The sequence below is a fragment of the Leclercia sp. S52 genome (assembly GCF_039727615.1).
GTDB classification, from domain to species: domain Bacteria; phylum Pseudomonadota; class Gammaproteobacteria; order Enterobacterales; family Enterobacteriaceae; genus Enterobacter; species Enterobacter adecarboxylatus_B.
Genome location: NZ_CP152474.1, coordinates 1,287,397 through 1,311,413, shown reverse-complemented (window position 1 = coordinate 1,311,413; position 24,017 = coordinate 1,287,397). Strand labels below are relative to the sequence as shown.

The 24,017-nt window shown below is 54.4% G+C and carries 18 protein-coding genes and 3 pseudogenes; 20 read left to right on the top strand and 1 reads right to left on the bottom strand.

Going from position 1 to position 24,017, the window contains the following annotated elements:
* Nucleotides 1-120 precede the first annotated feature (120 nt).
* The 12 genes and pseudogenes from miaB to AAHB66_RS06110 all read left to right on the top strand — a co-directional run bounded on the left by miaB (nt 121) and on the right by AAHB66_RS06110 (nt 14,299).
* Complete coding sequence (gene miaB / locus AAHB66_RS06165) at nt 121-1,551, top strand: tRNA (N6-isopentenyl adenosine(37)-C2)-methylthiotransferase MiaB (protein WP_347115553.1); 1,431 nt, start codon at nt 121-123, stop codon at nt 1,549-1,551.
* Between the two features lie 151 nt (nt 1,552-1,702).
* On the top strand, nt 1,703-2,749 hold the full coding sequence (locus tag AAHB66_RS06160; protein WP_347115552.1) for a PhoH family protein: 1,047 nt from the start codon (nt 1,703-1,705) through the stop codon (nt 2,747-2,749).
* Nucleotides 2,746-3,213: an rRNA maturation RNase YbeY gene (gene ybeY, locus AAHB66_RS06155; protein WP_337016039.1), complete on the top strand. Its 468-nt coding sequence runs from the start codon at nt 2,746-2,748 to the stop codon at nt 3,211-3,213. The genes AAHB66_RS06160 and ybeY overlap by 4 nt, the downstream gene beginning before the upstream one ends.
* Before the next feature lie 103 nt (nt 3,214-3,316).
* Nucleotides 3,317-4,195 carry a CNNM family magnesium/cobalt transport protein CorC gene (gene corC, locus AAHB66_RS06150; protein ID WP_142488683.1) on the top strand — a complete coding sequence of 293 codons (879 nt, stop codon included), beginning with the start codon at nt 3,317-3,319 and terminating at the stop codon, nt 4,193-4,195.
* A 5-nt stretch (nt 4,196-4,200) separates the two neighbouring features.
* Complete coding sequence (lnt, locus tag AAHB66_RS06145; protein ID WP_347115551.1) at nt 4,201-5,739, top strand: apolipoprotein N-acyltransferase; 1,539 nt, start codon at nt 4,201-4,203, stop codon at nt 5,737-5,739.
* 395 nt (nt 5,740-6,134) lie between these two features.
* Nucleotides 6,135-7,043, top strand: coding sequence for an amino acid ABC transporter substrate-binding protein (locus AAHB66_RS06140; protein ID WP_347115550.1), 909 nt, complete (start codon nt 6,135-6,137; stop codon nt 7,041-7,043).
* Between the two features lie 158 nt (nt 7,044-7,201).
* Nucleotides 7,202-7,939, top strand: a pseudogene (locus AAHB66_RS06135) (amino acid ABC transporter permease); the annotation flags it as partial.
* Between the two features lie 3 nt (nt 7,940-7,942).
* Complete coding sequence (gene gltK, locus AAHB66_RS06130; RefSeq protein ID WP_337016042.1) at nt 7,943-8,617, top strand: glutamate/aspartate ABC transporter permease GltK; 675 nt, start codon at nt 7,943-7,945, stop codon at nt 8,615-8,617.
* Nucleotides 8,617-9,342 (top strand): amino acid ABC transporter ATP-binding protein, encoded by a 726-nt coding sequence (locus AAHB66_RS06125; protein WP_347115549.1) that lies wholly within the window; start codon nt 8,617-8,619, stop codon nt 9,340-9,342. The genes gltK and AAHB66_RS06125 overlap by 1 nt, the downstream gene beginning before the upstream one ends.
* A 122-nt stretch (nt 9,343-9,464) precedes the next feature.
* Nucleotides 9,465-10,397 carry a pyrimidine-specific ribonucleoside hydrolase RihA gene (gene rihA, locus AAHB66_RS06120; RefSeq protein WP_347115548.1) on the top strand — a complete coding sequence of 311 codons (933 nt, stop codon included), beginning with the start codon at nt 9,465-9,467 and terminating at the stop codon, nt 10,395-10,397.
* A gap of 374 nt (nt 10,398-10,771) precedes the next feature.
* Nucleotides 10,772-12,449 (top strand): annotated as a pseudogene (locus tag AAHB66_RS06115) (ShlB/FhaC/HecB family hemolysin secretion/activation protein).
* Between the two features lie 68 nt (nt 12,450-12,517).
* Nucleotides 12,518-14,299: a filamentous hemagglutinin N-terminal domain-containing protein gene (locus AAHB66_RS06110; RefSeq protein WP_347115547.1), complete on the top strand. Its 1,782-nt coding sequence runs from the start codon at nt 12,518-12,520 to the stop codon at nt 14,297-14,299.
* Between the two features lie 43 nt (nt 14,300-14,342).
* Here the strand turns inward: AAHB66_RS06110 and AAHB66_RS06105 are convergent, their stop codons facing one another.
* A complete protein-coding gene (locus AAHB66_RS06105) occupies nt 14,343-14,825 on the bottom strand; it encodes a zinc ribbon-containing protein (RefSeq protein WP_337016048.1) in 483 nt (160 codons plus the stop codon).
* Nucleotides 14,826-15,038: 213 nt separating this feature from the next.
* Here AAHB66_RS06105 and leuS point away from each other — a divergent pair, with 213 nt between their 5' ends.
* The 8 genes and pseudogenes from leuS to mrdB all read left to right on the top strand — a co-directional run bounded on the left by leuS (nt 15,039) and on the right by mrdB (nt 24,012).
* Nucleotides 15,039-17,621, top strand: coding sequence for a leucine--tRNA ligase (gene leuS, locus AAHB66_RS06100; protein WP_347115546.1), 2,583 nt, complete (start codon nt 15,039-15,041; stop codon nt 17,619-17,621).
* A 14-nt stretch (nt 17,622-17,635) separates the two neighbouring features.
* Nucleotides 17,636-18,214, top strand: a complete 579-nt coding sequence (gene lptE / locus AAHB66_RS06095) for an LPS assembly lipoprotein LptE (RefSeq protein ID WP_347115545.1) — start codon at nt 17,636-17,638, stop codon at nt 18,212-18,214.
* Nucleotides 18,214-19,245, top strand: coding sequence for a DNA polymerase III subunit delta (holA, locus tag AAHB66_RS06090; protein ID WP_347115544.1), 1,032 nt, complete (start codon nt 18,214-18,216; stop codon nt 19,243-19,245). The genes lptE and holA overlap by 1 nt, the downstream gene beginning before the upstream one ends.
* A 3-nt stretch (nt 19,246-19,248) precedes the next feature.
* Nucleotides 19,249-19,902, top strand: a complete 654-nt coding sequence (gene nadD / locus AAHB66_RS06085) for a nicotinate-nucleotide adenylyltransferase (RefSeq protein WP_347115543.1) — start codon at nt 19,249-19,251, stop codon at nt 19,900-19,902.
* A 271-nt stretch (nt 19,903-20,173) separates the two neighbouring features.
* Nucleotides 20,174-20,491, top strand: a complete 318-nt coding sequence (rsfS, locus tag AAHB66_RS06080; protein WP_032617029.1) for a ribosome silencing factor — start codon at nt 20,174-20,176, stop codon at nt 20,489-20,491.
* 3 nt (nt 20,492-20,494) lie between these two features.
* Complete coding sequence (gene rlmH / locus AAHB66_RS06075; protein WP_003858701.1) at nt 20,495-20,962, top strand: 23S rRNA (pseudouridine(1915)-N(3))-methyltransferase RlmH; 468 nt, start codon at nt 20,495-20,497, stop codon at nt 20,960-20,962.
* Nucleotides 20,963-20,992: 30 nt separating this feature from the next.
* Nucleotides 20,993-22,897, top strand: a pseudogene (mrdA, locus tag AAHB66_RS06070) (peptidoglycan DD-transpeptidase MrdA).
* A gap of 2 nt (nt 22,898-22,899) precedes the next feature.
* The gene (gene mrdB / locus AAHB66_RS06065) at nt 22,900-24,012 is read left to right on the top strand and encodes a peptidoglycan glycosyltransferase MrdB (RefSeq protein WP_039031364.1); all 1,113 of its coding nucleotides are present in this window, start codon (nt 22,900-22,902) and stop codon (nt 24,010-24,012) included.
* Nucleotides 24,013-24,017: the final 5 nt, after the last annotated feature.

Here is a 24,017-nt window from a genome sequence, read left to right as displayed (position 1 = left end):
TTTGAGAATCCCTTAAGTTTACCGGATTTTTTCGCCTTGAGTCCGGGAACCTTCATACTGGTCACAACCGCACCAAAGCATTACAATACGCGCCCTGCAATCCTGAGCACGAGCAAGTCGATGACAAAAAAACTCCATATTAAAACCTGGGGCTGTCAGATGAACGAATACGATTCATCCAAGATGGCCGATCTGCTGGATGCCACCCATGGGTATCAACTCACCGACGTGGCGGAAGAGGCAGACGTGTTGCTGCTGAACACCTGCTCGATCCGTGAAAAGGCGCAGGAGAAAGTCTTTCACCAGTTAGGTCGCTGGAAGCTGATCAAACAAAAAAGACCGGAGGTGATCATTGGCGTCGGCGGTTGTGTCGCCTCGCAGGAAGGCAAACTGATCCGTCAGCGCGCCCACTACGTCGATATTATTTTTGGCCCGCAAACCCTGCATCGTCTGCCGGAGATGATCAACGCCGTGCGCGGCACCGGTCAGCGCAAGGCGATCATCGACGTCAGCTTCCCGGAAATCGAAAAATTTGACCGTCTGCCGGAACCGCGTGCGGATGGTCCGACCGCCTTCGTCTCGATTATGGAAGGCTGCAACAAATACTGTACCTACTGCGTGGTGCCTTATACCCGCGGTGAGGAAGTCAGCCGCCCTTGCGACGATATTCTCTTTGAAATTGCTCAACTGGCAGCGCAGGGCGTACGTGAAGTGAACCTACTCGGGCAGAACGTGAACGCCTGGCGTGGCGAGAACTATGACGGCAGCACCGGCTCCTTTGCCGAACTGCTGCGTCTGGTGGCGGCCATCGACGGCATCGACCGCATTCGCTTCACCACCAGCCACCCGATTGAATTCACCGATGACATCATCGATGTCTATCGCGATACGCCGGAGCTGGTGAGTTTCCTGCACCTGCCGATCCAGTGTGGTTCTGACCGCGTGCTGAACCTGATGGGCCGCACCCACACCGCGCTGGAATATAAAGCGATCATCCGCAAGCTGCGTGAAGCGCGCCCGGATATTCAGATCAGCTCTGACTTTATCGTCGGCTTCCCGGGTGAAACGGACGACGATTTTGAGCGCACCATGAAGGTTATTGGTGATGTGAACTTCGACGTGAGCTACAGCTTCATCTTCTCTGCCCGCCCGGGTACGCCAGCCGCCGATATGGTTGATGACGTGCCGGATGAGGTGAAAAAGCAGCGTCTGTATATCCTTCAGGATCGCATCAACCAGCAGGCTAACGCCTGGAGCCGTCGGATGCTCGGCACCGTGCAACGCGTGCTGGTAGAAGGCACTTCACGTAAGAGCATCATGCAGCTCTCTGGCCGTACGGAGAACAACCGCGTGGTGAACTTCGAAGGCACGCCGGATCTGGTGGGCAAGTTCGTCGATATCGAGATCCTCGAGGTACTGACCAACTCTCTGCGTGGAAAACTGGTGCGCACCGAAGATGAAATGGGTCTGCGCGTCGCCGAATCACCGGAGTCGGTGATTGCCCGTACCCGTAAAGAAAGCGATCTGGGCGTCGGCGTTTATCAGCCATAACGCCTCTGGCCTGCCATTTCCGGCAGGCCTTGTTTTCCCCTCTTCTCTCCCCCATATCCTTCGCAATGCTTGCGCCTTTATTCTGTGGCGTGAATACTTTCTTAAGACAGACCCACTGCCTTATGACACCCGAGACATTAAGAGGAACGGTTTGAATATAGAAACACGTGAAATTACCCTTGAGCCAGCAGACAACGCTCGCCTGCTGAGCCTGTGCGGGCCGTTTGATGACAACATCAAACATCTGGAGCGACGTCTGGGTATCGAGATTAATCGTCGCGATAACCAGTTCAAACTCACCGGACGCGCCATTTGCGTCAATGCCGCTGCGGATATCCTCCGTAGCCTGTACGTTGATACCGCCCCGATGCGCGGTGAAACTCAGGATATTGAGCCGGAACAGATCCATCTGGCGATCAAAGAAACGCGGGTGCTGGAGCAGAGCGCGGAGAGCGTGCCGGACTTCGGCAAAGCGATCCATATCCAGACCAAACGTGGCGTTATTAAGCCGCGCACGCCAAACCAGGCGCAGTACATCGCCAATATTCTCGATCATGACATCACCTTCGGCGTTGGCCCGGCGGGTACGGGTAAAACCTACCTTGCGGTGGCGGCTGCCGTGGATGCCCTGGAGCGCCAGGAGATCCGCCGTATTCTGCTCACCCGTCCGGCCGTTGAAGCGGGCGAGAAGCTGGGCTTCCTGCCTGGCGACCTGAGCCAGAAGGTCGATCCTTATCTGCGCCCGCTGTACGATGCGCTGTTTGAGATGCTCGGCTTTGAGAAGGTCGAAAAACTGATTGAACGTAACGTCATTGAAGTGGCTCCGCTGGCCTATATGCGCGGCCGTACCCTGAACGATGCGTTCATCATCCTCGATGAGAGCCAGAACACCACCATCGAACAGATGAAGATGTTCCTGACCCGTATTGGCTTTAACTCCAAAGCGGTGATCACCGGGGATATCACCCAGGTCGACCTGCCGCGCAGTACCAAATCGGGTCTGCGTCACGCCATTGAAGTCCTGTCCGAAGTGGACGAAATCAGCTTTAACTTCTTCCACAGCGAAGACGTGGTGCGCCACCCGGTGGTAGCCCGCATCGTCACGGCGTATGAAGCGTGGGAAGCAGCAGATCAAAAACGTAAAGCAGAACAGGCCGCGGAACGCAAACGCGAAGCCCAGGAGCAAGAGCAGAAATGAGTCAGGTGATCCTCGATTTACAGCTGGCCTGTGAAGACAATTCCGGTTTGCCGGAAGAGAGCCAGTTCCAGGCGTGGCTGAATGCCGTCATCCCGCAGTTTCAGGAAGAGTCAGAAGTCACGATTCGCCTGGTGGATGAAGCAGAAAGCCACGACCTGAACCTGACCTATCGCGGGAAAGATAAGCCGACCAACGTGCTCTCTTTCCCGTTTGAAGCGCCGCCGGGCATCGAACTGCCGCTGCTGGGTGATTTGATCATCTGTCGGCAGGTGGTTGAGCAGGAAGCGAAGGAGCAGCAGAAACCGCTCGAGGCCCACTGGGCGCACATGGTGGTGCACGGAAGCCTGCATCTGCTGGGTTACGATCATATTGAAGATGATGAAGCGGAAGAGATGGAGTCCCTCGAGACAGAGATAATGCTTGCTCTGGGCTATGAGGATCCGTACATTGCCGAGAAAGAGTAGTCTGTTCGGCGCTTTTGCGCCGGACTGACATAATGTGCCGTTGTGTCAGACCCAGGTCCGCGACGGCAGTTTTAAATCAACATGAGAACCCTTAACAAACGCCATGAGCGACGACAATTCACACAGTAGCGACACTCCAACCAGCAAAAAGGGATTTTTCTCCCTCCTCCTGAGCCAGCTGTTCCACGGTGAACCTAAAAACCGTGACGAACTTCTGGAGCTGATCCGTGACTCCGGGCAGAACGATCTTATCGACGAAGATACGCGCGAAATGCTCGAAGGGGTAATGGACATCGCAGACCAACGCGTTCGCGATATCATGATCCCCCGCTCGCAGATGATTACCCTGAAACGTAACCAGACCCTGGAAGAGTGCCTCGACGTCATCATCGAGTCTGCCCACTCGCGTTTCCCGGTCATCAGCGAAGACAAAGATCATATCGAGGGGATTCTGATGGCCAAAGATCTGCTGCCGTTTATGCGCAGCGAGTCTGAAGCCTTCAGCATGGAAAAAGTGTTACGTCCGGCGGTGGTTGTTCCGGAAAGCAAGCGGGTAGACCGCATGCTGAAAGAGTTTCGCTCTCAACGCTATCACATGGCGATTGTTATCGATGAATTTGGCGGTGTTTCTGGCCTGGTGACCATCGAAGATATTCTTGAACTGATCGTGGGTGAAATCGAAGATGAGTATGACGAAGAAGAGGATATCGACTTCCGTCAGCTGAGCCGCCACACCTGGACCGTGCGTGCGCTGGCGCCAATCGAAGATTTCAATGACACCTTTGGCACCCACTTCAGCGATGAAGAGGTGGATACCATCGGCGGGCTGGTGATGCAGGCCTTTGGACATCTTCCGGCACGCGGTGAGACCGTAGAAATAGACGGTTACCAGTTCAAGGTCGCAATGGCCGACAGTCGACGTATTATTCAGGTTCATGTAAGAATGCCGGACGACGCTCCGCAACCCACACTGGATGATTGATTTAAATGGCATTTGCCCCACTGCTTGAACGCCAGCGCATACGTCTGCTGCTGGCGCTGATCCTCGGAGCCAGCGGTACGCTGGCTTTTTCCCCTTATGACTTCTGGCCTGCGGCCCTCCTCTCCCTGATGGGACTGCAGGGGCTGACGCTTAACCGACGCCCTGTTCAGGCGGCGGCAATTGGCTATTTCTGGGGGCTGGGCCTGTTTGGTTCCGGTATTAACTGGGTTTACGTCAGTATCGCGCAGTTTGGCGGCATGCCGGGTCCGGTAAATGTCTTCCTCGTGGTGCTGCTGGCGGCCTACCTCTCGCTCTATACCGGTCTGTTTGCCGGTATTTTGTCGCGCCTGTGGCCGAAAACCAGCTGGCTGCGGGTGGCGATTGCCGCTCCGGTGGTCTGGCAGTGCAGCGAATTCCTGCGCGGCTGGGTGCTGACCGGCTTCCCCTGGCTGCAGTTTGGCTACAGCCAGATCGACGGCCCGCTGAAAGGACTGGCGCCGGTGATGGGCGTCGAGGCGATCAACTTCCTGCTGATGGTAGTGAGCGGCCTGCTGGTGCTGGCGCTGGTGCAGCGTAACTGGCGTCCGCTGGTGGCGGCGCTGATCCTCTTTGCCCTGCCTTTCCCGCTGCGTTATATCCAGTGGTTTACCCTTGAGCCGGAACGCGCCACCCAGGTGTCGATGGTGCAGGGGAATATTCCTCAGTCGTTAAAATGGGATGAAGGTCAGCTGATCAACACCCTGAAAATTTATCTGGATGCCACCCAGAAAGAGATGGGTAAATCCCAGCTGATTATCTGGCCGGAGTCGGCGATCCCCGATCTGGAGATTAACCAGCAGCGTTTTCTTGGCATGATGGACGACCTGCTCCGTGCCCGTGACACTACCCTGATCACCGGGATAGTGGATGCGCGTCTGAACAAGCAGAACCGTTACGACACTTACAACACCATCATTATGCTCGGGAAAGACAATCCGTACAGCTATGAGTCGACCAACCGCTACAACAAAAATCACCTGGTGCCGTTCGGTGAGTTTGTGCCGCTGGAGTCGATTCTGCGTCCGCTGGCACCGTTCTTCGATTTGCCAATGTCGTCCTTTAGCCGGGGCTCCTACGTTCAGCCTCAGCTGAGCGCCCACGGCTTCCTGCTGACCGCCGCCATTTGCTACGAGATCATCCTCGGTGAGCAGGTGCGGGATAATTTCCGCCCGAATACCGACTATCTGCTGACCATCTCCAACGATGCCTGGTTCGGTAAGTCGATCGGCCCATGGCAGCACTTCCAGATGGCGCGCATGCGCTCCCTGGAGCTGGCGCGTCCACTGCTGCGCAGCACTAACAATGGCATCACCGCCGTGATTGGCCCGCAGGGCGAAATTCAGGCCATGCTGCCGCAGTTCACCCGCGACGTGCTGACCGCAAAAGTCACCCCGACCAGCGGGCTGACGCCTTACGCCCGTACCGGCAACTGGCCGCTGTGGATCCTGACCCTGCTGTTCGGCTTTGGCGCCGTGCTGATGAGCCTTCGTCAGCGTCGTAAGTAACATTCCCCCTCTGTTGCCGGGTGGCGGCTTCGCCTTACCCGGCCTACATACGTAGGCCCGGCAAGCAACGCGCCGCCGGGCAATTTCTCCTCCGCTTCCCATTTCTGGCACGTCTATTGCTTTGTTTATTCATGTAAACGCGATTTGGCTTAACGTGCAACCGGGTCGCACCAGCATTGTTCACCGGTAGCACCGAAACGGTGCAACGGCAGATTTATGCCTCTGAATGGTGCGGCGCGCTTCGCAAAAATAAACAATAACGCAGCAAAATCTTTACATTAAGCCAAACTAAATGTTAACAAACACGTATAACACTGCACTCGTATCGCGCGAGCTATAACAACATCACACCGAATATCAATGCGCACCTGACGCTGATAAAAAAGGAGTTGGATATGCAATTACGTAAACTGGCCACAGCAATGCTGGTAATGGGATTGTCTGCAGGCGTCGTGCACGCCGAAGATGCTGCCCCGGCAGCGGGTGGCACCCTGGAAAAGATCGCTAAAAACGGCGTGATTGTGGTCGGCCACCGTGAATCCTCTGTTCCGTTCTCATACTACGACAACACGCAAAAAGTCGTGGGTTACTCTCAGGCTTACTCCAACGCCATCGTTGACGCGGTGAAGAAAAAACTGAACAAACCGGATCTGGAAGTGAAGCTGATCCCAATCACTTCACAAAACCGTATCCCGCTGCTGCAAAACGGCACCTTCGATTTTGAGTGTGGTTCCACCACCAACAACCTTGAGCGTCAGAAACAGGCTGCCTTCTCCGACACCATCTTCGTGGTCGGTACCCGTCTGCTGACCAAAAAAGGCGGCGAGATTAAAGACTTCGACGACCTGAAAGGCAAAGCGGTAGTCGTGACCTCCGGTACCACCTCTGAAGTGCTGCTGCACAAGCTGAACGAAGAGAAGAAAATGGACATGCGCATCATCAGCGCCAAAGACCACGGTGACTCCTTCCGTACCCTGGAGAGCGGCCGCGCGGTAGCCTTTATGATGGATGATGCCCTGCTGGCTGGTGAGCGCGCGAAGGCGAAGAAACCGGACAACTGGGAAATCGTCGGCACTGCGCAGTCCAAAGAGGCCTACGGCTGCATGATGCGTAAAGACGACGCGGAATTTAAGAAACTGGTCGATGACACCATCGCTCAGGTTCAGACCTCCGGCGACGCGGAGAAATGGTTCGATAAGTGGTTCAAGAACCCAATCCCACCAAAAAATCTGAACATGAACTTTGAGCTGTCTGACGACATGAAGGCGCTGTTCAAAGAACCGAATGACAAGGCACTTAACTAATTAGAACCATTAAGGGGCGGGACCTCCTGCCCTCTCGATTGTCGGGAAGCGCGGACAGACTAAACGTTGAGTGGTCGTTCCCCACTCAGCGCGAACATTAAAGCTTCTCACCAATCTTCGAGGGTAGCGCTGCTACCCTTTTTTTTCTGGAGTTTATTATGTCAATCGACTGGAACTGGGGCATTTTTCTGCAGCAAGCCCCGTTCGGCAACACCACCTATCTTGGCTGGCTGTGGAGCGGTTTTCAGGTCACGGTCGCACTGTCGATCACGGCCTGGATTATTGCCTTCCTCGTCGGCTCGCTGTTCGGTATTTTACGTACCGTGCCTAACCGTTTTCTCTCCTCACTGGGAACCTGCTACGTCGAACTGTTCCGTAACGTTCCGTTAATCGTGCAGTTCTTTACCTGGTATCTGGTTATCCCGGAACTGCTGCCGGAAGATATCGGCATGTGGTTCAAGTCTGAACTGGATCCTAACGTTCAGTTCTTTGTCTCCTCTATGCTCTGTCTCGGTCTGTTCACCGCAGCCCGCGTATGCGAACAGGTGCGCGCAGCGATCCAGTCCCTGCCCCGTGGACAGAAAAACGCCGCCCTGGCGATGGGTCTGACCTTACCGCAGGCCTACCGCTATGTGCTGCTGCCGAATGCCTATCGCGTGATTGTGCCGCCGATGACCTCGGAGATGATGAACCTGGTGAAAAACTCGGCCATCGCCTCCACCATCGGTCTGGTCGATATGGCCGCGCAGGCGGGCAAGCTGCTGGATTACTCCGCCCACGCGTGGGAATCCTTCACCGCCATTACCCTGGCGTATGTGCTGATTAATGCCGTGATTATGCTGGTGATGAACCTGGTCGAACGTAAAGTTCGCCTGCCGGGCAACCTGGGGGGGCAAATAATGTACGAGTTTGACTGGAGTTCCATTGTCCCTTCCATGCCCTACCTGATTGATGGCCTGATCATCACGCTGAAGATCACCCTGACGGCGGTGATTATCGGGATTGTCTGGGGCACGTTGCTGGCGGTAATGCGCCTGTCGAGTTTTAAGCCTGTCGCCTGGTTTGCCACCGCCTACGTCAACGTGTTCCGTTCTATCCCGCTGGTGATGGTGTTGCTGTGGTTCTATCTCATCGTGCCGGGATTGCTGCAGGATGTGCTGGGCCTGTCGCCTAAATCCGATATCCGCCTGATCTCAGCGATGGTGGCCTTCTCGATGTTTGAGGCGGCGTACTACTCAGAAATTATCCGCGCCGGGATCCAGAGTATCTCCCGCGGGCAGTCCAGCGCCGCCCTGGCGTTAGGCATGACCCACTGGCAGTCAATGAAGCTCATCATTCTGCCGCAGGCGTTCCGCGCCATGGTTCCGCTGCTGCTGACTCAGGGTATTGTGCTGTTCCAGGATACCTCGCTGGTCTATGTGTTGAGCCTGGCAGACTTCTTCCGCACCGCCTCCACCATCGGTGAGCGCGATGGCACTCAGGTTGAGATGATCCTGTTCGCAGGTGCGGTCTATTTTGCAATTAGTTTAAGCGCGTCGCTGTTGGTCAGCTGGCTGAAGAAAAGGACAGTGTAATGATTTCCCTGAAAAATGTTTCTAAATGGTATGGGCACTTTCAGGTGCTGACCGACTGCTCCACGGAAGTGAAAAAGGGCGAAGTGGTGGTGGTTTGCGGGCCGTCCGGCTCGGGTAAATCCACCCTGATCAAAACCGTGAACGGCCTGGAGCCGGTGCAGCAGGGCGAGATTATCGTCAACGGCACCAAAGTGAATGACAAGAAAACCAACCTGGCGAAGCTGCGTTCAAACGTCGGGATGGTGTTCCAGCATTTCGAACTGTTCCCGCATCTGTCGATTATTGAGAACCTGACCCTGGCCCAGGTGAAGGTCCTCAAGCGCGACAAAACGGCTGCGCGTGAAAAAGGGCTTAAACTGCTGGAGCGCGTGGGTCTTTCTGCCCATGCCGATAAGTTCCCGGCGCAGCTTTCTGGTGGTCAGCAGCAGCGTGTGGCGATTGCCCGTGCGCTCTGTATGGATCCAGTGGCCATGCTGTTTGATGAACCGACCTCCGCGCTCGATCCAGAGATGATCAACGAGGTGCTGGACGTGATGGTCGAGCTGGCCCATGAAGGGATGACCATGATGGTGGTGACCCATGAAATGGGCTTTGCGCGTAAAGTGGCGAACCGCGTGATCTTTATGGATGAAGGGAAAATCGTGGAGGACTCCGCCAAAGAAGAGTTCTTTGCTAACCCCCAATCCGAGCGCGCCAAAGATTTCCTCGCCAAAATCCTGCATTAATCTCTCCGGTGCGCAATCGCTCAGATTGCGCACTGCTTCACGCTTTTCATCTGTTTGCCTCGTCTGCTCCTCTCTTCAGCGTTAGCCTTGTCACAAAACAACACTGAGAAATGGAGAATTCTATGGCACTACCCATCATCCTCGATTGCGACCCGGGTCATGATGACGCGATCGCACTCGTCCTGGCTCTTGCCTCACCCGAACTGGAACTTAAGGCGGTAACCTCTTCTGCCGGGAACCAGACCCCGGATAAAACCCTGCGCAACGTGCTGCGGATGCTAACCCTGTTGAAGCGCAGCGATATTCCGGTTGCCGGAGGAGCGATTAAGCCCCTGATGCGCGACCTGATTATTGCCGATAACGTCCACGGGGAAAGCGGTCTTGATGGCCCTGCCCTCCCCGAGCCGGGCTTTGCCCCGCAGGGTTGCACTGCCGTAGAGCTGATGGCAAAGGTGCTGCGCGAAAGCCCGGATCCGGTAACTCTGGTCGCTACCGGCCCGCAAACCAACGTCGCCCTGCTGCTGAACAGCCACCCTGAGCTGCATGCTAAAATCGCCCGGATAGTGATCATGGGCGGTGCCATGGGGCTGGGTAACTGGACGCCCGCCGCTGAATTCAACATCTTTGTCGATCCTGAAGCGGCCGAAGTCGTCTTCCAGTCCGGTATTCCGGTAGTGATGGCCGGCCTGGACGTCACGCATAAGGCGCAAATTATGGCGGAAGATATTGAGCGTTTTCGTCGGATCGGTAACCCGGTGGCCACCTCGGTCGCCGAGCTGCTCGACTTCTTTATGGAGTATCACAAAACCGAGAAGTGGGGCTTCCAGGGCGCGCCGTTGCACGATCCCTGCACCATCGCCTGGCTACTGAAACCGGAGATCTTCACCACGGTGGAGCGCTGGGTAGGCGTTGAAACTCAGGGGAAATATACCCAGGGAATGACGGTAGTGGATTATTATTTCCTGACCGGTCATACCCCTAACGCTACCGTAATGACAGATATAAACCGTGAGGCCTTTGTTGAGCTGTTAGCCGAACGATTAGCCTTCTATTAATCGTCAGAATTAGCGTCTTCGCTGCCTGCTCAGGCGCTAATTCACCTTAAATCACATCGCTACTCATGACCGCGCCCTTCCTCATATTCAGAAACACTCAGTTCAGATATCATTTCATATAAAAAATGAGAAAAAGTCACTTCGTGGGCGTGCGGTTTTTCGTTACTCTACCACCCTTATTATTACAACGCAGCCTGTCTCGTGATAAACAAACCGCAACTTTCGAATGTTAACTCTTTCTTAATGCAAAATTAACTTCATTGTTAACCTGAATACGTTACTGTAGTGCTTCGGTGTCAATGTAATACATAGGAAAGGATTTCCTGTTGTACTTTTCTACCAGCCTTGATTATGAAACAAACGGATATTGCTTCATGCTGAAAAAAATCACCATTATTACTTTTAGCTCATTTATTTACTTCGCTTGCAGTATTTTCGCACAGGCGGAAATTGTTCATGCCAGCATCTATCAGTCTGAGCAGGATAAAGCGCGTAAAGAGGCGTTATCCCCTCGGGATCAAGATTATAAATCCAGTATCGCCCCCTCCGCTCGTGAAATAATAAACTTCCCCCATGAAAAACAGTGCAAATATATTCAGCACATTAACATCGAATCTGAAAATAATAATTTAACTAAAAAATTATTAGGAAAAATAATTAACCAGGCTAAAAATCGCTGTATGGGTGTCGCCAGTATTAAATTATTAGCGCAAACATTGCAAAATGAATTAATTGTGCGGGGATACGTGACGTCATTAATCGACGTTCCCACGCAATCGCTGGAAGACGGTACATTATCGCTGACGTTAAGCTATGGAAAGATTGGCCATATCGCCTGGGATGACCAGCAGGAAAACGATAAAACCCGTTTATGGAACGCCTTTCCAACACGGGAGGGCGAGATCCTCGTCGTGCCGGATCTGGAACAAGGGATGGCCAATCTGCAGCGTACGCCAGGTAGCAGCGCGCACATGCAAATTATGCCGGGTCGGGAGATTAACGAGAGCGACCTGATCCTAACCCGTAAAGCTAAAGATCGCTGGCAGATAGGTGCCAGGCTCGATGACGCAGGTAGCCGTACCAGCGGGCGCTACCAGGGAGGCGGAGCCCTTTATCTCTATAACCCCACCTCACTAAACGATGTTCTGTACGTTGCGAGAGGGGGGAGACGTTGAGTACAACCAGCATGATAATGGCAATAAAAATAAGAGCCTATATTATTCTGTGCCCTTTGGTTACTGGTCGGTAAGTGTGTATGCCGCTTACAGCCACTATTTACAACAGCTTAAGGGAAGATGGTCCACCACGGATTATGTGAGCAAAAACCGTTACTACAGCGCATCGCTATCCCGACTGCTTTCACATACTCAAACCCAGAAGACCACGCTTGAAAGCACAATATTTAAAAGCACGTCGCACTATTTTTTTGGTGACAGTGAATTAAGCATCATGCGTAAGCAAAACCCAGGCTGGCGAATTTCTTTGCAGCATCAGCACTATTTTGACAAAAAAATTGTGGATGTCAGTCTTGGTTTACAAAACAGACTGGCATGGCTGAGCTCAACGCCCACGCCTGAAGAGAAAGCCAGGATGTATAGCCACCACGCGAGAGTCTTCAACATTGATGCGCAATCGCTAATGAAATTCCGCATGACGGGGGATAAGTTTGCCTGGGCGCCCGCAATTAAAGTCCAGCTGAGCCCGGATGAATTATCTTCAGATAATAAATTCAACATCGGTAGCCGGTGGTCGGTCCGCGGCTTTGATGGGGAAAGATCGCTTTCTGGTAACCAGGGATGGTATTGGCGAAATGATTTTATATGGGATTTGTCTTTACCGGACCAGCAACTTTATGTCGGCCTGGATATGGGTAAAGTCATTGGAAAAGAGAAATATTATTCGGGCAATACCCTCTCGGGTGCAGTGAGTGGCCTTCGGGGAAAAATCCTGGCAACACAATACGATCTCTTCATGGGTAGCCCATTGGTTAAGCCAGGTAATTTCATGACGGATAAGTTCAATCTCGGTTTTTCATTACAATGGAGGTATTAACAAGCGCATCTTAATATTAACTTCGCTTTCATTTTTATGATGAATTTCTTATTTAAAGGGAAAATTAAATGTTTAAATTCAAACTCACCTGTGTTGCGCTTGTATCTGCTTTAACCTCGACTGTGACCTGGGCGGCTCCGGCATCTCATACCCTTAAGTCGGGCACCAACGTTATTGATATTGAAAGGCCAAACGCAGCCGGTGTCTCGCACAACGTTTACACTCAGTTCAACGTCAGTGAAAAAGGCGTTATTTTTAATAACAGCGGCACAGATACTAATCATGAAGTGCACGGCGCCATTGCTAAAAACAGTAATCTGACTGCGGGCAGTGCAAGCGTGATCCTTAATGAAGTGACGTCAAATAAAGCAAGCGTCCTCAATGGATTTCTTGAAGTGAATGGGCCACGCGCTGACGTAGTGGTTGTAAACCCGAACGGTATTACCTGTTCAGGCTGTAGCTTTGTTAATACCAACAAAGCCATTCTGACTACGGGTAATGTAACCCTGAGCGAGCAAGGGGCCATCAGTAAATATACCGTCACGGGCGGGGGAATTACCGTCGACAGCTTCGGTATGGAAGCACCTAACAGCTACGCGATGCTGATGGCTGATGCCATTACCTTAAGCGGGACGATCAATGCCGGGAATGCGCTGCTTGCAGGCGGAAATTTCACATATGATAACACAACCGGCGCAATGACCTCGGCGGGTAAAAGCGCCAACCTTATGCAAAGCCTGCTGCCAACATATAGCATTGACATCAAAAGGCTCGGCGGTATTAAAGCTAATAGCATCACTATGGTAGGAAATAACCTGGGTTTTGGGGTGCGTAACAACGGTAACATCACCTCAACGAACAATCTCAGTATGGCCAGCAATGGTACGCTAATGAATGTGGGTACCATCAACGGCGGTTTAGTGACGCAATTATCCAGCGCTGGTGACGTGTACAACAGTGGCACAATTAACACCAATAATATTGCCCTAATTAACAGCCAGAAGGCTGTTTTCAACTACGGCAACATTAAAAACAATAACCAAATGATTATTAATGCTTCAGGTGTTATTCAAAATAGTGGGACACTTAATGCCGCTAATACGCTGATTATTAATACGAACGGAACCCTGAAAACCAAGCATGGCTCCATCCTGAGGTCTGATAATGCGCTCAGTATTAGCGCCCTTGATAATGTTGAAAGCGCTGGCGCTATTGAGGCCCGCAGCACCTACATCACCTTTGGCGGCAGCAAGTTTTCCACCGGCGGCACTTTATCCGGAAGCGATACATTGATGGTTCAATCCGTTAAGAGCGGCGCCCTGAACAATGGCGACATTGCGAATACCGGTAAAATTTACGGCGGCAATACCATTCTTAATACCCGCGGTGCGATTACCCAGTCGCTGTATGGCACGATCACAGCCACAAAGGGCTTAACCGCAGCAAGCGACTCCCTCAGCAACCTGGGTGCTATCAATACCTCTGCGCTGACAATCGCAAACAACCAGACCAAAAATCAGGGCACAATTAATGCAGCGTCAGGCAACATTCAGTCTCAAACAGGCTTTACCAACGAAGGTAAAATTAACTCGACCTCGCATTTAACCATTACAACAAACAACCAGAGCACTGTGACTAACCGCGGCAGCATCCAGTCAGGAGGCACCTTAACCATGACGGGTAAAAAAGTCATCAACGGAGGCAGCAGCTGTGGATTCCTGGGTCTGTTCTCTTGTGGCAAAGGCACACTTTCTGCCGATAAAATCGTCGTAAACTCCTCACAGGAGTATGCACAGGATATCGGCGGAAAAATGACCTTCAAGAAATTTGAGATCAATACAGTAGAGTAAGTACAACTGGCGGTACGTTTAATCACACGTACCGCCAGCTTTTTTATGGCTCAAACGGCCGACGCTGGAACTGATCGTGCCCACATTTCGGACAAACGGGCAGCAGATCAGGGGTATAGACCGCAAGGTGGAAGTGACAATTTTCACAGACCAGGTTGCCGAGTCCGACCACCTCTCCACTGTGATACACCCCGTGATGGTTGAGATCCTGGAACACCTCGCGCCACTCCAGCTGCGTTTTATCGGTGATATCCGCCAGCTCCTGCCACAGACTCTCTTTGATCACCCGCATGAAGACGCTGTCAGCGACCTCATCCTGGCTCTCTTCATAGCTGCGGGCGAACTCTTCCAGATCGCGGCGCACCGCACGGGTCACCTCTTCCACTTCGGTACGTGTTAACTCACCCGTCTGCGTCACCCTCAGGCGCGCCTGCTCGACGAGCGCATCGATATCACGCTCACCATTACGCAGACGTTCAGTTAATGTGGCGACCAGTTCACGGTAAAATTGAGCAACCTTGTTCATCATTTGCCTCCCGGGTAAGTAACTCTCTCTAATGATAGACCTTATTTGCGCCCCGCTTTGTCAGGTCATCCACACTCTGCGTAAATTCCTGCAAGGCGCTTTTGAGGTAAAGGCTGTTTTGACGCGGGCGTTTGGGCTATGATATGCGGATCTGAATTACCACATCCATTGGCTACGTTTGTAGCTGTATTGAACACAGGACCACTGGCTGCCATGCAAGAGCAATACCGCCCGGAAGAGATAGAATCTAAAGTCCAGCAACACTGGGACGAGAAGCGCACTTTTGAAGTCACCGAAGACGAGAGCAAAGAGAAGTATTACTGCCTGTCGATGCTTCCCTATCCTTCTGGCCGACTACACATGGGCCACGTGCGTAACTACACCATTGGTGATGTGATCGCCCGCTATCAGCGCATGCTGGGTAAAAACGTTCTGCAGCCGATCGGCTGGGATGCGTTTGGTCTGCCTGCGGAAGGTGCTGCGGTAAAAAACAACACCGCACCGGCGCCATGGACCTACGACAACATCGCCTACATGAAAAACCAGCTCAAGATGCTGGGCTTTGGCTATGACTGGAGCCGCGAGCTGGCGACCTGCACCCCGGAATACTACCGCTGGGAGCAGAAGTTCTTCACCGAGCTCTACAAAAAAGGGCTGGTCTACAAGAAAACCTCCGCCGTTAACTGGTGCCCGAACGATCAGACCGTTCTGGCAAACGAACAGGTTATCGACGGCTGCTGCTGGCGCTGCGACACCAAGGTTGAGCGTAAAGAGATCCCGCAGTGGTTTATCAAAATCACCGCTTACGCTGACGAACTGCTGAACGATCTGGATAATCTGGACCACTGGCCCGATACCGTGAAAACCATGCAGCGCAACTGGATCGGCCGTTCTGAAGGGGTGGAAATCACCTTCAACGTTGAGAACTACGATCAGAAACTGACCGTTTACACCACCCGTCCGGACACCTTCATGGGTGCAACCTACCTGGCCGTGGCCGCAGGTCACCCGCTGGCGCAGAAAGCGGCAGAGAACAATCCGGAACTGGCTGCCTTCATCGACGAATGCCGCAACACCAAAGTGGCCGAAGCCGACATGGCCACGATGGAGAAGAAAGGCGTTGCCACCGGTTTCTACGCCACGCACCCGCTGACCGGCGAAGCGATTCCGGTCTGGGCAGCCAACTTCGTGCTGATGGAGTACGGTACGGGCGCAGTGATGGCCGTTCCGGGTCACGATCAGCGCGACTACGAATTTGCTACCAAATACAACCTCGCAATCAAGCCGGTTATCCTCGCGGCCGACGGCACTGAGCCGGATCTCTCCGAACAGGCGCTGACTGAGAAAGGCACCCTGTTCAACTCCGGTGAGTTCAGCGGCCTGAGCTTCGAAGAGGGCTTCAACGCCATTGCTGACAAGCTGGCAGAACTGGGCGTTGGTGAGCGTAAAGTTAACTACCGTCTGCGCGACTGGGGTGTTTCCCGTCAGCGTTACTGGGGCGCGCCAATCCCGATGGTCACCCTGGAAGATGGCACCGTCCTGCCTACGCCAGAAGATCAGCTCCCGGTGATCCTGCCGGAAGACGTGGTCATGGACGGTATCACCAGCCCAATCAAAGCCGATCCAGAGTGGGCGAAGACCACCGTGAACGGCATGCCTGCGCTGCGTGAAACCGACACCTTCGACACCTTTATGGAGTCCTCCTGGTACTACGCGCGCTATACCTGCCCGCAGTATCAGGAAGGCATGCTGGATTCCGATGCGGCAAACTACTGGCTGCCGGTGGATATCTATATCGGCGGGATCGAACACGCCATCATGCACCTGCTCTACTTCCGCTTCTTCCACAAGCTGATGCGCGACGCGGGCCTGGTGAACTCTGACGAGCCAGCAAAACAGCTGCTGTGTCAGGGCATGGTGCTGGCGGATGCCTTCTACTACGTCGGTGTGAACGGCGAGCGTAACTGGGTCTCCCCGGTTGATGCCATCGTTGAGCGCGACGAGAAAGGCCGCATCGTTAAAGCGAAAGATGCCGCGGGCCACGAGCTGGTCTATACCGGCATGAGCAAAATGTCGAAGTCCAAAAACAACGGCATTGACCCGCAGGTAATGGTTGAGCGTTACGGTGCCGATACCGTGCGTCTGTTCATGATGTTTGCCTCCCCGGCAGACATGACCCTTGAGTGGCAGGAGTCCGGCGTTGAAGGGGCTAACCGCTTCCTGAAACGTGTCTGGAAACTGGTTTACGAGCACACTTCTCAGGGCGAAGCACCGGCACTGGATACCGCGGCACTGACGGAAGATCAGCAGGCGCTGCGTCGTGATGTTCATAAAACTATTGCTAAAGTGACCGATGATATTGGTCGCCGTCAGACCTTCAATACCGCAATTGCGGCTATTATGGAATTGATGAACAAGCTGGCGAAAGCCCCGCAGGAAGGCGAGCAGGATCGTGCCTTGATGCGTGAAGCGCTGCTGGCGGTTGTCCGTATGCTGAACCCGTTCACCCCTCATGCCAGCTTTACCCTGTGGCAGGAGCTGAAAGGCGAAGGCGATATCGACAATGCACCGTGGCCGGTGGCGGATGAATCCGCAATGGTGGAAAACACCACGCTGGTCGTCGTGCAGGTCAACGGCAAAGTTCGCGGTAAAATCACTGTTCCGGTTGATGCAACCGAAGAGCAGGTCCGCGAGCGTGCTGGCCAGGAACATCTGGTGGCGAAGTATCTCGATGGCGTTACCGTACGTAAAGTGATCTACGTGCCCGGTAAACTGCTGAACCTGGTCGTTGGCTAAGCGCGGGAGGAAGCGTGCGACAACTGGCAACATTACTGTTATCGCTGGCGGTGTTAGTCACCGCCGGCTGTGGCTGGCACTTGCGTAACACTACACAGGTGCCGGAACAGATGAAAACCATGATTTTCGATTCGGGCGATCCAAATGGTCCGCTGAGCCGTTCTATCCGTAACCAGCTGCGCCTTAACGGCGTTGACCTGATCGAAAAAGGAACGCTGCGCCAGGATATTCCGTCATTCCGCGTATTAAGCTATACCCTGAGCCAGGATACCGCCTCCATCTTCCAGGATGGTCGTACTGCGGAATACCAGATGGTGATGGAAGTTCACGCTGCGGTACTGATCCCGGGTAGCGATATTTACCCTATCAGCACCAAGGTCTACCGTTCGTTCTTCGATAACCCGCAGACTGCGCTGGCGAAAGATGCTGAGCAGACCATTATCGTCAACGAAATGTATGACAAGGCGGCGGAGCAGCTGATCCGTAAGCTGCCGAGCGTCCATACCGCTGAAAAAGAGAATGACCGTAAAGCTGAAATTACCGCTCAGCCAGCGACATCCTCACCTCGCGTCACTACGACGCTGGGTCAGTAATGCTCCGGTTGTACCCTGAACAACTCCGCGCGCAGCTCAATGAAGGGCTGCGCGCGGCGTATCTGCTTCTCGGAAACGATCCGCTGCTGCTCCAGGAAAGCCAGGACGCCGTACGTCAGCTTGCGGCAACCCAGGGCTTTGACGAGCACCACAGTTTCACTCTGGATAACAGCACCGACTGGCAGGAGATTTTCTCTCTTTGCCAGGCGATGAGCCTGTTTGCCGCCCGGCAAACCCTGCTTATTCAGCTCCCGGAAAACGGCCCCAATGCGGTCATCAACGAACAGCTGGCCACGCTGGTGAGTCTGCTGCACGGCGATCTTCTGCTGATTGTTCGCGGCAACAAACTGACTAAAGCCCAGGAGAATGCCGCCTGGTTTACCGCGCTGGCAAACCATTCGGTGCTGGTGACCTGCCAGACGCCGGAGCAGGCGCATCTGCCGAAATGGGTGGCGGCCCGGGCGAAGCAGAACAATCTTCAGCTCGATGACGCGGCGAACCAGCTGCTCTGCTACTGCTACGAAGGCAACCTGCTGGCCCTTGCCCAGGCCCTTGAGCGGCTGTCGCTGCTCTGGCCGGATGGCAAACTGACCCTGCCGCGCGTCGAGCAGGCGGTTAACGATGCCGCCCACTTTACCCCTTTCCACTGGGTTGACGCCCTGCTCTCGGCGAAGAGCAAGCGCGCCCTGCATATCCTGCAACAGCTGCGTCTCGAAGGCAGTGAGCCGGTGATCCTGCTGCGCACCTTACAGCGGGAACTGCTGCTGCTGCTGACCCTGAAACGTCAGTCAGCGCACACGCCCCTGCGCGCGCTGTTTGATAAACACCGGGTCTGGCAGAACCGTCGCGGCATGACTACCGAGGCCCTGAACCGCCTGAGCGCGGAACAGCTGCGCCAGGCCGTTCAGCTGCTGACGCGTACAGAGCTGACCCTGAAGCAGGATTACGGCCAGTCGATCTGGTCCGAGCTGGAAAGCCTTTCCCTGTTGCTGTGCCACAAAGCGCTGGCCGATATCTTTATAGAAGGGTAAGAGATGCGCTCTCTCCAGGCCCTGTTTGGCGGCACCTTTGACCCGATACACTACGGGCACCTGAAACCGGTCGAAATTCTGGCGAACCAGATTGGCCTGCAGCGCGTCACTATTATGCCGAACAACGTGCCGCCGCACCGCCCGCAGCCCGAGGCAAGCCCTGCCCAGCGCAAAGAGATGCTGGAGCTGGCTATTGCCGATAAGCCCCTGTTTCACCTTGATGAACGCGAGCTGCGCCGGGACACCCCGTCTTATACCGCCGAAACGCTGCAGGTGTGGCGCACCGAGCAGGGGCCGGAAACGCCGCTGGCGTTTATCATCGGTCAGGACTCGCTGCTTAACTTTCCAAGCTGGTATCAGTATCAGACGATCCTCGATAACAGCCATCTGATCGTTTGCCGTCGCCCGGGCTATTCCCTGACGATGAAAGAGGAGCAGCATCAGCAGTGGCTGGAGCAGCATCTGACCTATCAGGTTGAAGATCTGCATACTCTGCCGGCCGGTAAAATTTACCTGGCAGAAACGCCGTGGTTTGATATTTCGGCCACGCTGATCCGCCAGCGTCTGCAGCAGGGGCTCCCCTGTGATGAGATGTTACCGGCTGCGGTGCTGCGTTACATTCAGCAGCAGGGTCTGTATCAGAAAAGCAGCAACTGACTGGACGGCGGGAGAAAAAGCGCGCCATTCGCGCTCTCGCCATTGACACCCCCGTCCAGGCTGATATCCTCCGCTGCCAGACTTCCCGCCAGCACTGTTTTACAAAAACTGTTTTACAAAAATGGCGATGCAATCTCCGGCATAGGGTGGGATGATACCCGCCTTCGCAGGCCCGTCCGGTGACATTTGTCCCGACACTGCGGCCAGTTCAGGTATACTGTCTGGCTACGAATTTACAGTTATTCAATCTCACTTTCCCAGGGGGGAAAACTTGCAGGGTAAAGCACTCCAGGATTTTGTTATCGACAAAATTGATGACCTGAAAGGTCAGGACATCATTGCCATCGACGTTCAGGGCAAATCAAGCATCACCGATTGCATGATTATCTGCACCGGTACCTCCACTCGCCACGTTGCGTCCATCGCTGACCATGTGGTTCAGGAATCCCGCGCTGCCGGTATGCTGCCGCTGGGCGTAGAAGGCGAAGCGACCGCTGACTGGGTCGTCGTTGACCTTGGCGATGTGATTGTCCATGTCATGCAGGAAGAGAGCCGTCGCCTGTATGAGCTGGAAAAACTCTGGGGTTAATGCGTGAAGCTGCAACTGGTAGCCGTCGGCACAAAAATGCCCGACTGGGTACAAACGGGGTTTACTGAATATCTGCGTCGTTTTCCGAAAGACATGCCGTTTGAGCTGGTGGAGATCCCCGCCGGCAAACGCGGCAAAAACGCAGATATCAAACGCATTCTCGACAAAGAGGGTGAACTGATGCTGGCTGCCGCAGGCAAAAACCGCATCGTCACGCTCGATATTCCGGGCAAACCCTGGGATACACCGCAGCTGGCGCATGAACTGGAGCGCTGGAAGCAGGACGGTCGCGACGTCAGCCTGTTAATTGGCGGTCCGGAAGGGTTATCTCCCGCCTGCAAAGCGGCAGCAGAACAGAGTTGGTCTCTCTCCGCGCTGACGCTGCCCCACCCGCTGGTTCGGGTGTTGGTTGCTGAAAGTCTCTATCGCGCGTGGAGCATCACGACTAACCATCCTTATCACCGTGAGTAATGATGACGTCCTGGATAAATTAAGCAGCGGATGAAACTACAGAATTCTTTTCGCGACTATACGGCTGAGTCCGCGCTGTTTGTGCGCCGGGCGCTGGTCGCCTTTTTGGGGATTTTGCTGCTGACTGGCGTGCTGATCGCTAACCTCTATAATCTGCAGATTGTCCGTTTTACCGATTACCAGACCCGCTCCAACGAAAACCGCATCAAACTCGTCCCCATCGCCCCAAGCCGCGGCATTATCTACGATCGCAACGGTACGCCACTGGCGCTGAACCGCACGATCTACCAGATTGAAATGATGCCCGAGAAGGTCGATAACGTGCAGGATACGCTTGAAGCGCTGCGCAGCGTGGTCGATCTGAATGATGACGATATTGCCGCCTTCAAAAAAAGAGCGCTCCCGCTCGCATCGCTTTACGTCGATCCCGGTAAAAACCAACCTCACCGAGGTGCAGGTCGCCCGTTTCGCCGTGAACCAGTACCGCTTCCCCGGTGTAGAAGTCAAAGGCTACAAACGCCGCTTCTACCCGTACGGCTCTGCCCTGACGCACGTCATCGGCTATGTCTCGAAAATCAACGATAAAGACGTCGACAGGCTGGATAAAGACGGCAAGCTCGCCAACTACGCCGCAACGCATGATATTGGCAAGCTGGGCATTGAGCGCTATTACGAAGATATGCTCCACGGCCAGACCGGTTACGAAGAGGTTGAAGTCAACAACCGTGGCCGGGTGATCCGCCAGCTGAAAGAGGTGCCGCCTCAGGCCGGGCATGACATCTATCTGACCCTGGATCTCAAACTGCAGCAGTATGTTGAAACCCTGCTGGCAGGCAGCCGTGCGGCGGTCATTGTGAGCGACCCGCGCAGCGGCAGCATTCTGGCGCTGGTCTCGACCCCAAGCTATGACCCGAACCTGTTCGTCGATGGCATCTCCAGCAAGGACTATTCTGGCCTGCTCAACGACCCGAACACGCCGCTGGTTAACCGCGCGACTCAGGGGGGTCTATCCGCCTGCCTCGACGGTGAAACCTTATGTGGCGGTCTCCGCGCTGAGCGCCGGGGTGATCACCCGCAATACCGGCCTCTTCGATCCGGGCTGGTGGCAGTTGCCCGGCTCGGAAAAACGCTACCGCGACTGGAAGAAATGGGGCCACGGTCATCTGAACGTCACTAAATCGCTGGAGGAGTCGGCAGATACCTTCTTCTACCAGGTCGCCTACGACATGGGCATCGACCGTCTGTCAGAATGGATGGGCAAATTTGGCTATGGTCATTACACCGGTATCGACCTGTCAGAAGAGCGCTCCGGTAACATGCCAACCCGCGAATGGAAGCTGAAACGCTTTAAAAAACCCTGGTACCAGGGTGACACCATTCCGGTGGGCATCGGCCAGGGCTACTGGACCGCCACCCCGATCCAGATGAACAAAGCGCTGATGATCCTCATCAACGACGGGGTGGTGAAAGTGCCGCACCTGCTGATGAGCACCGTCGAAGACGGCAAAAAAAGTGCCGTGGTCGCAGCCGCATGAGCCGCCGGTGGGTGATATCCACTCCGGTTACTGGGAAATTGCCAAAGACGGGATGTACGGTGTAGCCAACCGCGCGAACGGTACGGCGCACAAGTATTTTGCCGGCGCCCCTTATAAAATCGCGGCGAAATCCGGTACCGCTCAGGTGTTTGGCCTGAAAGCGAACGAAACCTATAACGCGCATAAAATTGCTGAGCGTCTGCGTGACCACAAGCTGATGATTGCGTTTGCTCCATACGATAACCCGCAGGTCGCCGTGTCGATTATTCTGGAAAACGGCGGTGCAGGCCCGGCGGTCGGTACCATCATGCGCCAGATCCTTGACCACATCATGCTGGGTGACAACAACACTGAACTGCCGAGTGAAAGCCCGGCTGCCGCCGGCGCGGAGGACCAATAATCGTGACGGATAATCCGAATAAAAAATCGCTGTGGGACAAGATCCACATCGACCCCGCCATGCTGCTGATCCTGCTGGCCCTGCTGGTCTACAGTGCGTTAGTCATCTGGAGCGCCAGCGGCCAGGATCTCGGCATGACGGAACGCAAGATTGGCCAGATCACTATGGGTCTGGTCATCATGGTGGTCATGGCGCAGATCCCTCCGCGGGTCTACGAGGGCTGGGCGCCCTATCTCTATATTTTCTGTATTATTCTGCTGGTGGCGGTGGATGCCTTTGGCGCCATCTCGAAAGGCGCGCAGCGCTGGCTCGACCTCGGTATTGTGCGTTTTCAGCCCTCAGAGATAGCGAAAATCGCAGTCCCCCTGATGGTGGCACGCTTCATTAACCGTGACGTTTGCCCGCCGTCGTTGAAAAACACCGCTATCGCACTGGTGCTGATCTTCCTGCCGACGCTGCTGGTAGCCGCCCAGCCGGACCTCGGCACCTCGATTCTGATCGCCCTTTCCGGCCTGTTCGTGCTGTTCCTCTCCGGGCTGAGCTGGCGGCTTATCGGCATTGCGGTGGTGCTGGTTGCCGCCTTTATCCCGATCCTGTGGTTCTTCCTGATGCACGATTATCAGCGCCAGCGCGTGATGATGTTGCTCGATCCGGAGAGCGACCCGCTCGGGGCAGGCTATCATATTATACAGTCGAAGATTGCGATCGGTTCTGGCGGCCTGCGCGGTAAGGGCTGGCTGCACGGTACCCAGTCGCAGCTTGAGTTTCTGCCCGAACGCCACACCGACTTTATCTTCGCGGTTCTGGCAGAAGAGTTAGGCCTGGTCGGGATATTGATCCTGCTGGCGCTGTACCTGCTGCTCATCATGCGCGGATTGTGGATAGCCGCCCGGGCGCAAACCACCTTTGGCCGCGTGATGGCCGGTGGCTTGATGTTGATTTTATTCGTTTATGTTTTCGTAAATATTGGTATGGTGAGCGGTATTCTGCCGGTGGTAGGCGTACCGCTTCCGCTGGTGAGTTACGGAGGCTCGGCCCTGATTGTTCTGATGGCCGGGTTCGGGATCGTGATGTCGATCCATACACACAGAAAAATGTTGTCAAAAAGCGTATAAGGGGC

Bases quoted from the DNA above. Each gene is read 5' to 3' on its own strand.
- corC (WP_142488683.1), top strand. From the start codon at position 3,317: ATGAGCGACGACAATTCACACAGTAGCGACACTCCAACCAGCAAAAAG.
- miaB (WP_347115553.1), top strand. From the start codon at position 121: ATGACAAAAAAACTCCATATTAAAACCTGGGGCTGTCAGATGAACGAA.
- AAHB66_RS06140 (WP_347115550.1), top strand. From the start codon at position 6,135: ATGCAATTACGTAAACTGGCCACAGCAATGCTGGTAATGGGATTGTCT.
- rihA (WP_347115548.1), top strand. From the start codon at position 9,465: ATGGCACTACCCATCATCCTCGATTGCGACCCGGGTCATGATGACGCG.
- AAHB66_RS06105 (WP_337016048.1), bottom strand. From the start codon at position 14,825: ATGAACAAGGTTGCTCAATTTTACCGTGAACTGGTCGCCACATTAACT.
- lnt (WP_347115551.1), top strand. From the start codon at position 4,201: ATGGCATTTGCCCCACTGCTTGAACGCCAGCGCATACGTCTGCTGCTG.
- AAHB66_RS06125 (WP_347115549.1), top strand. From the start codon at position 8,617: ATGATTTCCCTGAAAAATGTTTCTAAATGGTATGGGCACTTTCAGGTG.
- gltK (WP_337016042.1), top strand. From the start codon at position 7,943: ATGTACGAGTTTGACTGGAGTTCCATTGTCCCTTCCATGCCCTACCTG.
- nadD (WP_347115543.1), top strand. From the start codon at position 19,249: ATGCGCTCTCTCCAGGCCCTGTTTGGCGGCACCTTTGACCCGATACAC.
- AAHB66_RS06110 (WP_347115547.1), top strand. From the start codon at position 12,518: ATGTTTAAATTCAAACTCACCTGTGTTGCGCTTGTATCTGCTTTAACC.
- holA (WP_347115544.1), top strand. From the start codon at position 18,214: ATGCTCCGGTTGTACCCTGAACAACTCCGCGCGCAGCTCAATGAAGGG.
- ybeY (WP_337016039.1), top strand. From the start codon at position 2,746: ATGAGTCAGGTGATCCTCGATTTACAGCTGGCCTGTGAAGACAATTCC.
- leuS (WP_347115546.1), top strand. From the start codon at position 15,039: ATGCAAGAGCAATACCGCCCGGAAGAGATAGAATCTAAAGTCCAGCAA.